Below are 14,997 nucleotides of genomic sequence, written 5' to 3'. Positions count from 1 at the left end.
CCGCACCCGCCCTCGCACCGAAGGGGCCGTGCCGGTACATCAGATGCCCGTTGCAGGTCGGGCAGACGGCCCCGGCCCACCCCCGCAACTCACGTACACGCCCGACATGCAACGGGCGGATGTACCGGCGCGGCCCCGACCCACCCACCAGCCCGTGGGCGCCCCACCGGAGCCGAGGACGCCCCACGCCGGTCAGCGATCCTAGGAGTGCCCCAGCTCCGCCGACGTGTCGTCCGCGGCCACCGGCACCGACCCGGAGTCCGGCGACGGCCGCAGCGGGAACGGATCCATCCGCGTCTCGTCGATCACCGGCGGAGCCGGCCGCGGCGGCTTCGGCATGACCGCGGCCTCCGAATGTCCCCCGCACCCGTACGCCAGCGACACGACCCGCCCGTCCGCCGGCGAGAACTCATTCGCGCAGACCCCGAACGCCTGACCGAGCGAACCCCCGATCCGGTTCAGGAAGCCACAACTGACGCACGCCGCAGGCGCCGCCTGCGCCATCGCGGTCTTCGGCCCGTAGGCCTCCTCCCAGCGATCGGCGGCGACATGCAGCCCGTACCGGGACAGCACCCGCGCCCGCCGCAGCCCCAGCTCCTCCGCCACCGACGTGATCGAACCGCGCGCGGGAACCACCGGCAGGCTCGCGGGCGCCCCGCCCGCGACCTCCGCGTCCTCCGCCTCGACCAGCTCCGCCATCTCGTCCGAGACCACCGAGTTCGGCAGCGGCTCGTCCTCACCGGAGAACCCGGGCTCCAGCCGCAGATCGTCCGCCTCCGTCGGCAGCAGATCCCCCGGGCCCATGTCCCCGGGCCGCAGCCGCTCGCTCCACGGCACCCACTCCGGCGCGAGCAGCGCGTCCGAGCCGGGCAGCAGCACCGTCTCGTTCAGCGTCACGACCTTGGCCCGGGAGGCCCGCGCCACGGTGACGGCCCAGCGCCACCCGCGGTATCCCCAGTCCTCGCACTCGAAGAAGTGGGTGACAACGCGGTCCCCCTCGGAGACCAGCCCCACATGCTCACCGACGACGCCCGGTGCGGCGGCCTCCTCGGCGGCGGCACGGGCGAGACCCACGGCCTCGGCGCACAGACGGTCGGGGGTGCGGCTTCGCGTTGTCGCGCTCACAGGTATCGCTTCTCTCCTACGCCGTCACGGGTGCGCCGGTACCCGGCGGAGGTGCGGACGGAGCGGACCGAAGGGCCGCGTCGACGTCCGCGCCCTGTCGCACTCGGGCGCACCTACGCCATCCATTCTGCTGGATGGCCGAGAGGCGCGCGGCCGAGAACAACCGCCGCAGGCGCGCTACGCACGCTACCTTCTCCCGGCCCCTGGGCCCACACCGGCGTGCGGCCGGGTTGGCGCGGGCCGGCTCACCCCGCGTACCCCGCACCCGCTTCCTGCCCCGTTCGCCGGCACGCCCGCACCCTCGTCCCGCCCTCTGCCGGCACCAATTTTTCGGCCCGCTCCCGCCCCGCCGAGGCCCCGCGGCAGGCCCCACACCGCCCTGTTTCCGGGCCTGTACGCCCTCCGCCCCCGCCGGAGAGCGGCGCCCGCGGACCGCCGTACAGGCCCATACGCGCGGTAACCGCGCTACCTTCGCCGTTCTCGGGGCACTATGACGGGGTGGCAGCCGCGAGGTCGCCCCAGGGAACCGCCGGAACCGGTGCGACCAAGGGGAACATCCGAAGTGGCGGACCGGGCCGGATGAGCGGGTCCGTCCGCGCGGTCGGCCGTGCCCTGCACTTCCCCGTGACGGGAACGGCCCGCGGAATCCGCAAGGCGACCCACGCGCACGGCGCGGGCGAGTCCGGCCTCGGCAAACTGATCGAACTGCACGCGGTGAACGGCGCGGGGGACGTCATGATCACCGTAGCCCTGGCCTCCACCGTGTTCTTCTCGGTCCCCACGGACGAGGCCCGCGGCCGCGTCGCCCTCTACCTCGCCATCACCATGGCGCCCTTCACCCTGCTCGCACCGGTGATCGGCCCGCTCCTGGACCGCGTGCCGCACGGCCGCCGCGCCGCCATGGCCGGCTCGATGGGCGCCCGGGCGCTGCTCGCGCTGCTGCTGTCGGGCGCGGTGGTGACCGGCAGCATCGAGCTGTATCCCGCGGCGCTCGGCGTACTGGTCTCCTCGAAGGCGTACGGCGTGGTGCGCAGCGCCGTGGTGCCCCGGCTCCTGCCACCCGGCTTCTCGCTGGTGAAGGCCAACTCGCGGGTCACCCTCGGCGGACTGCTGGCCACCGGGGTCGCCGCGCCGATCGGGGCGGGCCTGCAGGCACTCGGCGCGCGCTGGCCGCTGTACGGCGCCTTCGTGATCTTCATCGCGGGCATGTTCCTGTCGTTCTCACTGCCGCCCAAGGTCGACTCGGCGAGAGGCGAGGACAAGGCGCTGCTGGCGTCGGACGAGGAGCACCTGCACGGACCCCACCTGCGGAAGACGGCGCGCCGCCCGGGGCTGCGCACGGTGGGCACGGCCGTCACGCACGCGCTCGCCGCCAACGCCGCCCTGCGCTGCCTGTCCGGGTTCCTGATCTTCTTCCTGGCGTTCCTGCTGCGCGAACACCCGCTCACCGGCGAGAGCGCGGCGGTCTCGCTGGGGATCGTCGGCGTGTCCGCGGGCGCGGGCAACGCGCTCGGCACCGCGGTCGGCGCCTGGCTGAAATCGCGCGCTCCCGAGGTCATCATCGTGACGGTGGTGGCGCTCGTGCTGGGGGCGGCGATCACCGCGGCGGTGTTCTTCGGAGCGGTCCTGGTCGCGTGTCTGGCCGCGGTGGCCGGGTTCGCGCAGGCCCTCGCCAAGCTGTCCCTGGACGCGCTGATCCAGCGGGACGTCCCGGAGCTGGTCCGTACGTCGGCGTTCGCGCGGTCCGAGACGCTGTTGCAGGTGGCGTGGGTGATCGGCGGCGCGATCGGCATCGTGCTGCCGCTGAACGGCACGCTCGGCCTCAGCGTGGCGGCCGCGATCGTCGCCGTCGGCTGGCTCACCACGGTGCGGGGGCTGCTCGGCGCGGCCCGGCACGGCGCGAGCGCCCGGCAACCGGTCGCCTGAACGGCACCGCCCCCACGGCGGCGCGGGCGCCCAGCACCCGGTCGCGTGAACGGCACCGCCCCCGCGGCGGCGCGGGCGCCCGGCACCCGGTCACGGGGCGGCACCGACCAGAACCCGGACAGCGCGCGTGCGGCTCCCCGCGGCACGCCGCACCCCACGTGGGGAGACCGGTGGACGTGCCCGATAGCCTTCGGCCATGACCTCCCTGCGTTCCTCTGCGCGCCGCCGTCGCGCCGTCGCCGCCGTCGGCGCCGTTTCCGCCGGGCTCCTCGCCCTGTCCGCCTGTGACAAGCCGACGCCGCTGACCACCGTCACGGTGGGCAAGAACTCGGTGAGCTCGGAGACCGACTGCTACGGCGACGGCAAGACGGTGAAGACCTCCGAGCTGGCGAAGTGCCTGAAGTCCAAGGACATCAAGACCATCAAGGTCGACCCCGACGACACCGTGCGCTTCGGTGTCGACCCGGACGTCGCCGACAAGGGCTGGACGATCCTGATGAACGGCCGCCCGCTGACCGACTCCAGCAAGAAGACCTACCGCACGATTCCCGGCAGCGTCTTCTTCAACGAGCAGTACGGCGCGAGCGGCAACTCGACGCTGATCTCCGTCCAGCAGGGCGACGACAAGTCGGTGACCGGCCTGTGGTCGTTCAAGCTGAAGAAGGACGCCTGATCACGTCCGCCGAAGAGTTCCCGGGCACGTCTCACGCACGTGTCCTGGTGGCCACCGCGGTCCCCGCCGAACGGGACGCGGTGGCCCGGGCGTTCCCGCTCCGGGGCCACCCGGCCCCGCTGCACGACGTCCCGCTCCCCGGGGTGACCCTGCGCCGCGCGCCGGGCCACGACCTGCTCGCCGCCGGCGTCGGTCCCGCCCTCGCCGCCGCCTCCACCGCCGGCGCCCTCACCGCGGCCACGCTCGCCGGAGCCCCGTACGACCTCGTCGTCTGCGCGGGCATCGCGGGCGGCTTCCAGCCCGGCGCCCCCGTCGGCTCGATCGTCGTCGCCGACGAGATCACCGCGGCCGATCTGGGCGCGGACACCGCGGACGGTTTCGTCCCCGTCACCGCTCTCGGCTTCGGGACCGTCACCCACCGTCCGCCACCAGCACTCGTACGGGACGTCGCGGCCGCCACCGGCGCGGCCACCGGCACCGTACTGACCGTCTCCACCGTGACCGGGACCGCCGCCCGCGCCGCCGAACTGCGCGGCCGGCACCCCCGCGCCCTCGCCGAGGCGATGGAGGGGTTCGGCGTCGCGGAGGCCGCCGCCCTGCACGGCGTGCCCGTACTGGAGATACGCGCCGTCTCCAATCCCGTCGGCCCGCGCGACCGTGCCGCCTGGCGCATCGGGGACGCCCTCGCGGCCCTCACCGAGGCCTTCGGGAAGCTCGCGCCCGTACTGGAGAGTTGGAACCGACATGACCGCACCCACTGAGCCCGCCGCACCCGCCACGCCCCTGCGGATCGCCTACTCGCCCTGCCCGAACGACACCTTCGTCTTCGACGCCTGGGCCCACGGCCGCGTCCCGGGCGCCCCGCCGCTCGACGTGACCTTCGCGGACATCGACGTCACCAACGGCATGGCCGAGCGCGGCGAACTCGACGTGCTGAAGGTGTCGTACGCCGTGCTGCCCTACGTACTCGACACGTACGCGCTGCTGCCGTGCGGCGGCGCGCTCGGGCGGGGCTGCGGCCCGCTGGTGCTGACCCGGGACCCCGGGGAACTCACCGGCCGCACGGTCGCCGTGCCCAGCGAGACGTCGACGGCGTACCTGCTGTTCCGGCTGTGGGCGGCGGACACGGTGCCCGGCGGGGTCGGCGAGATCGTCGTCATGCCGTTCCACGAGATCATGCCCGCCGTACGGGACGGGAAGGTCGACGCGGGACTGGTCATCCACGAGGCCCGGTTCACGTACCAGAACTACGGGCTGCACAAGCTCGCCGACCTGGGCGAGTACTGGGAGCGGACCACGGGTCTGCCGATCCCGCTCGGCGCGATCATCGCCAGGCGGTCGCTGGGCGAGGAGCGGCTGCGCCGACTCGCCGACTCCGCGCGCGCCTCGGTCCGCGCCGCCTGGGACGACCCGCGGGCCTCCCACCCCTACGTCCTGGAACACGCCCAGGAGATGGACCCGGCCGTCGCGGACCAGCACATCGGCCTGTACGTCAACGAGTTCACGGCCGACCTCGGCGAGGACGGCTACGCCGCGGTGCGCGGGCTGCTCACGCGAGCGGCGGCCGAGGGACTGGTGCCGCCCCTCGGCCCGGACGCGCTGGACTTCCCGTGAGCTGACCGTCCGGGGTGGGCCGGAGAAACGTCCGGCCGGGAGCCGGCCGGACGGGGCGGGGCTACACGTCCAGCTGGTCGGCGACCGCGCGCAGCAGGCCGGCGATCTTGTGACCGGAGGCCTTGTCGGGGTAGCGGCCCTTCTCCAGCATCGGCGTGATGTTCTCCAGGAGGGTCGTCAGATCCTGGACGATGGACGCCAGTTCGTCCGGCTTGCGGCGCTGCGCGGCGGCGACCGAGGGGGTGGGGTCCAGGACCGTCACCGAGAGCGCCTGGTCGCCGCGCTGACCGGCGACGACACCGAACTCCACACGCTGGCCCGGCTTGAGAGCGTCGACTCCGGCGGGCAGGACCGAGGAATGGACGAAGACGTCGCCGCCGTCGTCCCGGGAGAGAAAGCCGAAGCCCTTCTCACTGTTGAACCATTTGACCTTGCCGGTGGGCACCGTCTGTCCTCGTCCTCGTACTCGTCGGGAACTGCTCGGAAAACTTCAGTGACAACTGCGCGGGCAACTGCCCGGAAACGGGCCCGGACAGCACTACAGCGGGTCGTCGGACCCGCCGGTACCAAGGCTAATGGTCCCGGGGCCGGTGACAAGACGTCGCCGGACGGTTCCTCTGCGCTGGGAACTACCCTGGTCGGGTGCGTGACAAAACCCAAGCGAATTCCGCCGAGCCCGGTGACTGGCTGATCCGTGCCGGTGCGATCGTCTTCTTCGTCGGGGCCGTGGCCACTTTGGTCACCGTGGCCCCGCTGCTGCTCGGCACGACGCCTTTTCCGACGTACATGTTCGGCTTGAGCATGCTGATGGGCGTCGGGTTCCTGATGGCCGGGGGCGGGGTGTTCCAGTCGCTCGCGGCCGGGCGCCGCCGGGCCCGCGCCGCTCGGCAGCCGTAGCGGGGGCGGTCCGGGGGCGCGGCGCGAACGCGAAACCGCGCGGTCTCAGCGGGCCGTGTGGCTCCTCAGCCACGCCGGGAACTCGGTGAGGTCCGCGAGGACGACGTCGGCGCCCGCCGCGGTCAGTTCCGCCGCGTCGCACGGCCCGGTCGCGACGGCGACGGAGTACGCGTCCGCGCGGCGCGCGCCGCGGACGTCGCCGGTGTGGTCGCCGACGTAGACGCTCGCGGCGTGCTCGCGCAGCGCGTCCGCCTTCTGTTCGGCCCACAGGTTGCCGACGACCGCGTCCGCGTCGATGCGCAGGTGTTCGAGGTGCAGCTTGGCGTTGGGCTCCCACTTGGCGGTGACGACGACGGCGCGGCCGCCCGCCGCCCGTACGGCGTCGACTGCGTCGCGGGCGCCGGGCATCGCGGGCGAGCCGGTGATGGCGTGTGTGGGGTACATCTCACGGTAGAGGCCGGCGACGGCGGCGACCCGCTCGGCCGGGAACCAGTTCGCGAGCTCGTCCTCGAGCGGCGGCCCGAGCCGGGTGACGACCAGGTCGCAGTCGATGTACGTCCCCGTCCGGGCGGAGAGTGCCCGGTAGCAGGCGTGGATGCCGGGGCGGGAGTCGATCAGGGTCATGTCGAGGTCGAAGCCGACGGTCGGGGGGCGCGAAGTCATACGGGCCATTGTGCCGAGCCCATCGAAGGGGGTCCTCCGGATTCCGCCGCTACCGCGGGCGCTGGGAACGCCAGGCCAGGTAGAGCGCCGAGGTGACGGCGGCGCCGCGGACCACCCAGGGCCAGGTGCCGGCCATCGCGTCGCCCAGGTGGCCGTCGGCGACGGGATCGCCCCAGCGGCCCTCCGTGCGCCCCCAGAGCCAGCCGATTCCGGCCGTGACGGCGAGGCCCGGCAGCACGAGGACCGCCCATTTCGCCTCGGCTGGAGTCAGCCGGCGTGAGGTGTAGGCGATGAGCCAGCCGAGGCCGAGGGCGATCCAGTTGCCGAGGGCGGCGCCCGCGACGAGAAGCGCCGCGGCGAGCAGCAGCAGTGGGTTGCGCCGGCCGGCGAGCCGGGGCAGGCGGCGACGGCGGGCGGGCGCCGCCTCCACGTCCTGCTCCGTCGCGGCCGGGGTGCGGGTCTGGCCCGGGAGGGCGGGGGGCGGGTCCGCGTCGGTGGGTTCGGGTTTCCCCGGCGGTGGTTTGAGTATTTCGGGGATCTCCACGCCGCCGACGAAGCCGGGGACGCTCTCGCCCGGGCCGAACGTGGTGCCGTCCACCCGCCACCAGTCGGGCTGCGTGGCGCTGTCGCCCAGTTCGTGGGTGCCGGCCAGGTGCGGCGGGGACGCGGCGTCGCGGGGTGCTTCAACGGGTTCGGGTTCCGCGGGGCGCGGGCGCGGGACGACGCGGCGCAGGCCGCGGGGGCGGTCGTCGGCCGGGCGCTCGTGCTTGTCGTGGGTGCGCTGTGGGCGGGTGCGCTGGGCGGGGACGGCGGCGCGGGTCTCCGGTTCGTCCGCGGCGGTCCCGCCGCCCGTGGCCCCGTCGGCGGCGGTGGCGACGACCTCGTCCGGGGTGCCGAGGCGGCTGAGGATGCGGCGGACGGACGCGGGGGTGTCGACCGGCGCTTTCGCCCGGCGGCGGTCGATCTCGCCGCGCAGCTCCGACACGAGCCGCATCCGCGTCGCGGACGGCAGCTGCCGCTGCTGGGCCAGGTCGCCGACCCGGCTCAGATAGTCGAAGACGAGCTGATCACTCTCGATCCCCACGAAGTCCCCTCCGGGGCGGGTGTGTTGGTTACCCAGTGTCCCCGACGGTACCGGGTCTTCCCCTGCCGCCGCCCGTCGCGTGCCGCTTCGGGGCTCGGCCCCGGACCCCGTTGCCCAGCCGCCGGAGGGGTCTTTGCCGGTTGGAGGTCCCGGTCCGTCCGGCGGGTGAGGACGGGCGTGCCGGTGCGGTCCGGGGGTCCGGGGGCGGAGCCCTCGGACAAGCGGAACCGCTACCGTTGGCCGGATGAGCACCGAGGAGCAGCCCACGACGGAGTCCGCACCCGCGGGGAACGCACCGCGCTCCCTGGCGGAGGCCCTCCGCGCGCGGGACGACGCCTCCCTGGCCGCGCTGCTGCGTGCCCGCCCGGACCTCATCACGCCCGTCCCCACCGATCTCACCCAGCTGGCGACGCGGGCCGGCACCCGCGCGTCCGTAGTGCGCGCGCTGGAGCGGCTGGACCGTTTCGCGCTGCAGACGGCGGAGGCGCTGGCGGTGGCGCCGGAACCGGCGGCGTACGGCGAACTGCTCGGGCTGATGGCGGGCGACGACCGTGACCCGGTGGTCGCGGAGGCGCTGCCCCGTGCTCTGGGCACGCTGCGCGAGCAGGCGCTGGTGTGGGGTGCGGACGACCGTCTCCGTCTGGTCCGTACCGCGCGTGAGCTGCTCGCGCCGTCCGCGCAGCATCCGTCCCCGACGGGTCTCGGGCCGACGGTGGCGGAGGCCGCGTCGGGTATGTCGCCGGGCCGGATCCAGGAGATCGTGACGGCGGCGGGTCTCGCGACCACGCACGACTCGGTGTCGGCCGTCGCGGCGTTGACGGAGCTGTTCACGGACCGTAGGCGGATGTCCGCGTTGCTGGACGGCATTCCGGCGGACTCGCTGGAGGTGCTGTCCCGGCTGGTCTGGGGTCCGCCGTACGGCCAGGTGACCGCCGATCCCGCGCCCCGGCTGCGGCTGCTGCTGGACCGGGGGCTGTTGCTGCCGACCGCGCCGGGCACGGTCGTCCTGCCGCGGGAGGTCGCCCTGCACTTGCGGGCGGGCCGCGCGCACCGCGAGACGCAGCCGGTGCCGCCGGCCGTGGAGCCGGGTGCGACGCACCGTCCGGCGATGGTGGACGCGACGGCGGCGGGCCAGGCGTACACCGCGCTCGCGACCGTCGAGGAGCTGCTGAAGGACTGGGACGAGGGCGGCCCGGCGGTGTTGCGCGCGGGTGGGCTGAGCGTGCGCGACCTGAAGCGGACGGCGGTCGCGCTGGACGTGCCGGAGCCGGTGGCCGCGTTCTGGGTCGAACTGGCCTACGCGGCCGGGCTGCTGGCGTCGGACGGTGACGCCGACGAGCGGTACGCGGCCACGCCCGCCTACGACGAATGGCTGGAACTGCCCTCCGCGGAGCGCTGGGCGCGGCTGGCCCGGGCCTGGCTGGCGGCCACCCGCACGCCGGGTCTGGTCGGCGGACGGGACGCCAAGGACCGTACGCTCTCGGCGCTCGGCCCCGGTCTTGACCGCTCCGCGGCCCCGGAGGTCCGGCATCGTGTCCTCGCGCTCCTCGGCACGCTGCCCGAGGGCGCGTCGCCCTCCGCGGACTCCCTCCTGTCCCGCCTTCACTGGGAGCGTCCGCTGCGTGGCGCCCAGTCGGAACAGGACGAGGACCTACGCACGCGGCTGGCCCGGTGGACGCTGTCCGAGGCCGAGTCCCTGGGCGTGACGGGGCGCGGGGCGCTGTCCTCGCACGGGCGGGCGCTGCTCGGGCTGCCTGCGGCGGGGGGCGCGAACGCCGCTCGGGCGGCTGGGGTAGCGGGGGCCGTTGGGGTCGCCGGGACCGCGAACCCCCCAGACACCGTGAATGCCGGAGACACCGCGAGCGCCGCAAGGGTCCCTGGGACCCCTGACACCCCTGGGACCCCTGGGACCCCTGGGAGGGCGAGCGTCCCGGGCACCGCGAACGCCGCAGGGGCGGCCGGGACCGCTGGGACCGCAGGAGAGGCGGACGCCGCCTCGGAATCCGCGCCGTCCGGTCCCGGTGACGGGCTCCCCGCCCGTCCGCACCGCCCCCCGGCCACCGCCCCGCGGCCCGTCCGCACGCCCGCCGAGCAGGCCGCGGACGCCGCCCACGCGGCCCGGCTCCTCGCGCCGCTCCTGCCGGAGCCGCTGGACCACGTCCTGCTCCAGGCGGACCTGACGGCGGTCGCGCCCGGGCCGCTGCGGCGTCCGCTGGCCGACATGCTCGGGGTGCTCGCGGACGTGGAGTCGAAGGGCGGCGCGACGGTGTACCGGTTCACGCCGGGGTCGGTGCGGCGGGCCCTGGACGCGGGCCGGGCGGCGTCGGACCTGCACGCCTTCCTGGCCGAGCACGCCCGTACGCCCGTGCCGCAGCCGCTCACCTATCTGATCGACGACGTGGCGCGCCGCCACGGTCATCTGCGCATCGGCGCGGCCTCGGCGTACGTCCGCTGCGACGACGACGCGGTGCTGAACGAGATCCTCGCCGACAAGCGCTCGGCCGGGCTGCGGCTGCGCCGTCTCGCGCCGACCGTCCTCGCGGCCCAGGCGGATCCGGCGGCGCTCCTCGACGGCCTGCGCGCGATGGGCTTCGCGCCCGCCGCCGAGTCCGCGGAGGGTGACGTCCTGATCACGCGCGCCCACGCCCGTCGCACGCCGCCGCGCACGGCCCCCCAGCCGGTCCCGGAGGGCCCGCCGGTCCCCGACGCCACTTTGCTGGGTGCCGCGATCCGCGCGGTCCGCGCCGGTGACCTGGCCGCCACGGCGCCGCGCAGGACGGCCCCGGACGCCGCCCCCGCCACGGGCGGCGAGCTGCCCCGCACGAGCGCCGCGGAGACCCTCGCCACGATGCAGGCCGCGGTCCTGACCGGCGAGTCCCTGTGGATCGGCTACGTCAACGCAGAGGGTGCCGCCAGCCAGCGCGTCATCGCGCCCGTCCGGGTGGAGGGCGGTTTCGTGACGGCGTACGACCACACGGCCGACGAGGTCCGCACCTATCCCCTGCACCGCGTCACGGGCGTCGCGGAGCTGGCGGACGACCAGCCCTGAGCCCGACACCAGGGAAGTGGCGCGGCGGGATCGTCGTGTCCGACCGGCGGACGCAACAGTCGTCCAGCCTGATGTCCGGACCCAAGGAGACGGTCACCGTGCCGACTACTGCGATCCCTGGACAGCCAGGAACTCCGGTCCCTGAGCGGCGCGAGGCCGAGCTGGACGGCGGTTTGCCGCCTCTCCTGCAATGGGATGACCTCCTCTATTGGTCAGATCGACGCTAAGTCGCCGAACTCTGCCGCCTTCGAGGCTTGTTCTGCAATGCTGGAGACCGATCGAGAGGGGCCGCAGCGATGCAGTGGAAGATCCACGGGGAACGTCCGATCTACGAGAACGCCTGGGTGAACGTGTGGCTCACCGACATCGAAACCCCGGACGGGAACCGCTGGGAGCACCACGTTGTCAAGCTCCGGCACCTGGCCGTGGCCGCCGTGGTCAACGAGCGGCGTGAGGTTCTGATGATGTGGCGGCACCGCTTCATCACGGACGCCTGGGCGTGGGAGCTGCCGATGGGCCTGGTCGAGTTGGGCGAGACTCCCGCCGAAGCGGCCGCGCGTGAGGTGCTGGAGGAGACGGGCTGGCGGCCCGGCCCGATCAAGCCGCTGATCTACGCCGAGCCGGCCAACGGCATCACCGACTCCCAGCACCACGTCTTCCGGGCCGACGGGGCGACCTACGAAGGGCCACCGACCGAGAAGAACGAGTCGGACCGGGTCGAGTGGATCCCGCTGGCTGACGTGCGGGGCATGATCGACCGGCGGGAGATCGTCAGCAGCGGCTCCCTCGTCGGGCTGCTCTACGTCCTCATGGACGAGGCGATCCGCTGAGCTGACGGGGCAGCGCTTCTCTGAGCCGGGACTCGAACGCCACTGCGGCGGGTTCCCGGCGGAAGGGTTCCAGCTGCTCGTAGTACTCGCGGAGGTGGACGGCGACCCGTTGCGAGCTGACGGCCGCCGCCGGGACCAGGGCGTCCATGGCCGTGTGGCACGCCTCGTCGAGCTTTCCGCGCTGGAGCTGGGTGCGGGCGAGCCAGAAAGCGTGGAAGGCGCGGCCTCGGTGGTTCGTTTGATGTTCTTGGCGTAGGGCGTCCGCGATCAGGGGTTCGGCGAGGACGGCTTCGCCCAGGCGGCCGTGCGCGATGCCGGTGTCCACGACCAACTTCGTCTCGTCGAAGTACGCCACCCATGCCGGGTCCGGGTCGTCGGTGCCGATCCGTCCGAAGTGGGTGTGGGCTTCCGAAATCGCGGTGTGGGTGGCGCTGCGGTTCCCGAGGGTGGCGTGGGCGAAGGCTTCGCGCATCGCGAGCATGGCCAGGACGCGCGGCGTCGACCCCACTGCGGCCCGGGCCTGGTCCTGAGCTGCCGCCACCAGGGCGAGGGCGTCCCCCGGCTTGTCCTGGTAGGTGGCCTGCAGGCTCATGCAGGCGAGCACGTTGGCCATGAACTGGTGGTCGTCGACCGACTTGGCCAGGCCGAGGGCCTCGGTGAAGTAGGCCCGCGCCTGGTGGTACTGGCGGGCGTCGAAGTACGTCCACCCGGTGAGCCGGGCCAGCTCGGCGGCGATGCTGTGCAGGCCATCTCGCATGGGTGAGGAGCGTTCCTCCTTGAGGAGGCCGACGACGTAGCGGAGCTGTCCGACGACCGCCGGCCGTAAGGTCTCGCCGCCGTGCTCGTCGTCCCGACGCCAGTAGTCCGCGATCGACGAGTGCAGCGCGTCCAGCGTCGACGGGCTGAGGTCCCGTTCGGCCGCCAGGGCGAGGATGCTGTCCACGTCCGTCCCCGGTAGCCCTGCGGCCAACTGCGCGCCCATGGGCGGTGTGGCCTCGGTGGGGTCTCTGCGTGCGACGGTCAGGTTCTGCGGAGTCTCCCACGTGCGCCGGGCCAGGCCGAGCATGTGCCCAGGGATGCGCAGGCCGTCCGAGATGCGCTCGATCACGTCCATGTGCAGCAGCTGTCGACGCCCGTCGATCACCTCGCCGACACGGCTGGGGGTCAGGTCACAGCGTCGCGCGATCATCGACGGGTAGATGCCCGCTCGCGTCTTGACCAGCTGAAAGACGCGGCCGAAGTCCCTGGCCCGGCATGCCTCGATCATCACTGGATCCGTGAGCAGCCTGACGGGGAGTTCCTTCGAGCGAGACGGCTCGGGCATCGGCACGCTCCGGCATGAGGACTACGGATCGCTACTGTTTGTCAACCGTGGGTGATGGTACCCAAGTTGGGTAACCCGCTTGGCCTTTCTGGTCCACTGCCCGGATCGCGATGCTCCTGGTCATGGCGAACGGACAGGACGACGTACGGATGACGCTGCGGGTCTCGCACGACTCCGGCCGGACGTGGGGGCCTCTCACAGAGGTGCGTGTGGGCGACGATCCGGTGCTGGCGGACAACCCCGGCCGCTTCCCGCCGTGCGCCTGTCGCCGATGTGCGGAGCCAAGCTCCGTCGAATCTCTCCGGGTGGTGTCGTGATGCGGTGCGTTCACTGGCGCCGGGTGCCCCTGGACCTGGCGGAGCTCGTCGTACTGCCGGACTGCCCGGCGGCCGCCCCGGGGCCCGACGGTGAGGGCTGCTGCCTCTTCGTCGACCACGCCAAGCAGCACACCTGGGAAGACACCCCGGAGGAGGTCCCGTGCACCAGCTGATCGCGAGCCCGTACAACGGAACGTTCCTGATCGCCCGCCCCGGATCCAAGGGCGGCATGCGTATCCCCCGGATGCTGTACGAGGAGCTGGCCTCGATCGCCGAAAGCAGCAACCCTCTGCCGGCCTGGCTCCTCGACCACGCCCGCACGGCCTGGAGCGTGGACCTGGCGGGCGCGGTGATACGGGACGCCGTCCTCGTACGCTCCGGTACCGGCCTCGGCTACGGCCGAGCCACGTATGAGATCAACAAGGGCTGCAACTTCAACTGCGAGCACTGCTACCTCGCGGAGCGAAAGTTCGAGGGACTGTCGTGGCCGGACAAGGTCCAGCTCCTGCACCTGCTGCGGGATGCCGGGGTGCTGTGGCTTCAGTTCACCGGCGGCGAGCCGCTGATCGACCAGGACTTCGTGAACGCGTACACACTCGCTCACCGCTCCGGGATGCTGATCGAAATCCTGACCAACGGCTCCCGGCTCCACCGCCCCGAGATCATCGGCCTTCTGCGCGACCTGCCACCGCACAAGGTGACCGTCTCCCTCTACGGGGCCACCCCGGACAGCTTCGACTCGCTCACCCGCAAGCCGGGGGCGTTCAAGCTGGTCGAGAAGGGGCTCGCCGCAGCGCGCGAGGCCGGCATCGCGCTGGAACTGGCGCTGATCATCACCCGGCACAACGCCCACGAGTTGGACGCCATGCGCGCCCTCGCCGAACGGTACGGGGCGGGCCGCCAGGAGTACGGCACGATCTCCCCCACGTACACCGGCACGCCCGAACCGCTGGCCGCGCAGGCCCCCGGCTTCCTGGACAAGACCAGCGTCTTCAAGGGCTGCCCCGCCGGCCACACCTTCTTCCACGTCGACCCGCACGGCCTGGCGACCATGTGCAAGGTCGGCCGCGAGAACCCCATCGACCTCATGTCCGAGGGCCTGGACGGACTCCTCCGTCTACCCGGCATCGCCGATGCCCAAATGCTTCGCACCGGTGGCTGCGGCGGCTGTCAGCTCTCCGGCACCTGCCGGGTCTGCCGACCGCTCGCCAAGGCCTACCAGGAGGCGAAGGCACCACTGGACACCTACTGCCAACACGGAAGCGAGGAAGCGTCATGACCGCTGTCATGGTGGAGATCAGCCCCCGACCGCCGGCCCTGGAGGAGCCCGAGGGAGTGATCCTCCTGGACGACCTGGAGGTGCTGTCCGAAGGGGCAATCCCGGGCTGCAACGACGACAACCCGTACCGGTAGACAACCGGCCGCACAGAACCGCGGGGGCTTCCGGACGTTCTTCCGTCCGAAGCCCCCGCACCACTGCCCGCTCACACCCGCA

15 protein-coding genes are annotated in these 14,997 nt (G+C 73.2%); 10 read left to right on the top strand and 5 right to left on the bottom strand.

Annotation, left to right across the window (positions count from 1 at the left end; genetic code table 11):
• Positions 1 to 201 precede the first annotated feature (201 nt).
• Positions 202 to 1,125 carry a DUF3027 domain-containing protein gene (locus AC0ZLC_RS27750; protein ID WP_476754701.1) on the bottom strand — a complete coding sequence of 308 codons (924 nt, stop codon included), beginning with the start codon at positions 1,123 to 1,125 and terminating at the stop codon, positions 202 to 204.
• Between the two features lie 498 nt (positions 1,126 to 1,623).
• Here AC0ZLC_RS27750 and AC0ZLC_RS27745 point away from each other — a divergent pair, with 498 nt between their 5' ends.
• The 4 genes from AC0ZLC_RS27745 (at position 1,624) to AC0ZLC_RS27730 (ending at position 5,338) form a co-directional block, all read left to right on the top strand.
• Positions 1,624 to 3,051 carry an MFS transporter gene (locus AC0ZLC_RS27745; protein ID WP_476754700.1) on the top strand — a complete coding sequence of 476 codons (1,428 nt, stop codon included), beginning with the start codon at positions 1,624 to 1,626 and terminating at the stop codon, positions 3,049 to 3,051.
• A gap of 196 nt (positions 3,052 to 3,247) precedes the next feature.
• The gene (locus tag AC0ZLC_RS27740) at positions 3,248 to 3,724 is read left to right on the top strand and encodes a DUF2771 domain-containing protein (protein ID WP_476754699.1); all 477 of its coding nucleotides are present in this window, start codon (positions 3,248 to 3,250) and stop codon (positions 3,722 to 3,724) included.
• Entirely contained in the window at positions 3,694 to 4,485 is a 792-nt protein-coding gene (locus tag AC0ZLC_RS27735) for a futalosine hydrolase (RefSeq protein WP_476754698.1), read from the top strand. Before AC0ZLC_RS27740 ends, AC0ZLC_RS27735 begins: the two co-directional genes overlap by 31 nt.
• Positions 4,469 to 5,338, top strand: coding sequence for a 1,4-dihydroxy-6-naphthoate synthase (locus tag AC0ZLC_RS27730; protein ID WP_476754697.1), 870 nt, complete (start codon positions 4,469 to 4,471; stop codon positions 5,336 to 5,338). The genes AC0ZLC_RS27735 and AC0ZLC_RS27730 overlap by 17 nt, the downstream gene beginning before the upstream one ends.
• A 61-nt stretch (positions 5,339 to 5,399) precedes the next feature.
• Here AC0ZLC_RS27730 and AC0ZLC_RS27725 read toward each other — a convergent pair whose 3' ends face one another.
• Positions 5,400 to 5,783, bottom strand: coding sequence for a cold-shock protein (locus AC0ZLC_RS27725; protein ID WP_358854300.1), 384 nt, complete (start codon positions 5,781 to 5,783; stop codon positions 5,400 to 5,402).
• 197 nt (positions 5,784 to 5,980) lie between these two features.
• On the opposite strand from AC0ZLC_RS27725, the gene AC0ZLC_RS27720 reads away from it, so the two are divergent.
• Positions 5,981 to 6,235: a hypothetical protein gene (locus tag AC0ZLC_RS27720; protein ID WP_476754696.1), complete on the top strand. Its 255-nt coding sequence runs from the start codon at positions 5,981 to 5,983 to the stop codon at positions 6,233 to 6,235.
• 45 nt (positions 6,236 to 6,280) lie between these two features.
• Here AC0ZLC_RS27720 and AC0ZLC_RS27715 read toward each other — a convergent pair whose 3' ends face one another.
• Positions 6,281 to 6,907, bottom strand: a complete 627-nt coding sequence (locus AC0ZLC_RS27715; RefSeq protein ID WP_476754695.1) for an HAD family hydrolase — start codon at positions 6,905 to 6,907, stop codon at positions 6,281 to 6,283.
• A 40-nt stretch (positions 6,908 to 6,947) separates the two neighbouring features.
• Positions 6,948 to 7,982, bottom strand: coding sequence for a hypothetical protein (locus AC0ZLC_RS27710; protein WP_476754694.1), 1,035 nt, complete (start codon positions 7,980 to 7,982; stop codon positions 6,948 to 6,950).
• 244 nt (positions 7,983 to 8,226) lie between these two features.
• Between AC0ZLC_RS27710 and AC0ZLC_RS27705 the strand changes: the two genes are divergently transcribed.
• Entirely contained in the window at positions 8,227 to 11,031 is a 2,805-nt protein-coding gene (locus tag AC0ZLC_RS27705; RefSeq protein WP_476754693.1) for a helicase-associated domain-containing protein, read from the top strand.
• A gap of 296 nt (positions 11,032 to 11,327) precedes the next feature.
• Positions 11,328 to 11,861 carry an NUDIX hydrolase gene (locus AC0ZLC_RS27700; RefSeq protein ID WP_476754692.1) on the top strand — a complete coding sequence of 178 codons (534 nt, stop codon included), beginning with the start codon at positions 11,328 to 11,330 and terminating at the stop codon, positions 11,859 to 11,861.
• Here the strand turns inward: AC0ZLC_RS27700 and AC0ZLC_RS27695 are convergent.
• Complete coding sequence (locus AC0ZLC_RS27695) at positions 11,839 to 13,185, bottom strand: hypothetical protein (protein ID WP_476754691.1); 1,347 nt, start codon at positions 13,183 to 13,185, stop codon at positions 11,839 to 11,841. The two genes, AC0ZLC_RS27700 and AC0ZLC_RS27695, sit on opposite strands and share 23 nt — an antisense overlap.
• Before the next feature lie 316 nt (positions 13,186 to 13,501).
• Here AC0ZLC_RS27695 and AC0ZLC_RS27690 point away from each other — a divergent pair, with 316 nt between their 5' ends.
• The 3 genes from AC0ZLC_RS27690 to AC0ZLC_RS27680 are packed head-to-tail and all read left to right on the top strand — an operon-like array spanning position 13,502 to position 14,915.
• The gene (locus tag AC0ZLC_RS27690; protein ID WP_476754690.1) at positions 13,502 to 13,675 is read left to right on the top strand and encodes a hypothetical protein; all 174 of its coding nucleotides are present in this window, start codon (positions 13,502 to 13,504) and stop codon (positions 13,673 to 13,675) included.
• Complete coding sequence (locus tag AC0ZLC_RS27685; RefSeq protein WP_476754689.1) at positions 13,663 to 14,781, top strand: radical SAM protein; 1,119 nt, start codon at positions 13,663 to 13,665, stop codon at positions 14,779 to 14,781. The genes AC0ZLC_RS27690 and AC0ZLC_RS27685 overlap by 13 nt, the downstream gene beginning before the upstream one ends.
• Positions 14,778 to 14,915, top strand: a complete 138-nt coding sequence (locus AC0ZLC_RS27680; protein WP_476754688.1) for a hypothetical protein — start codon at positions 14,778 to 14,780, stop codon at positions 14,913 to 14,915. The genes AC0ZLC_RS27685 and AC0ZLC_RS27680 overlap by 4 nt, the downstream gene beginning before the upstream one ends.
• Positions 14,916 to 14,997: the final 82 nt, after the last annotated feature.

It is taken from the genome of Streptomyces sp. GLSS-08 (assembly GCF_056387915.1).
The sequence above is the reverse complement of the archived record's forward strand: the minus strand, read 5'-3'. Positions and strand labels throughout refer to the sequence as shown.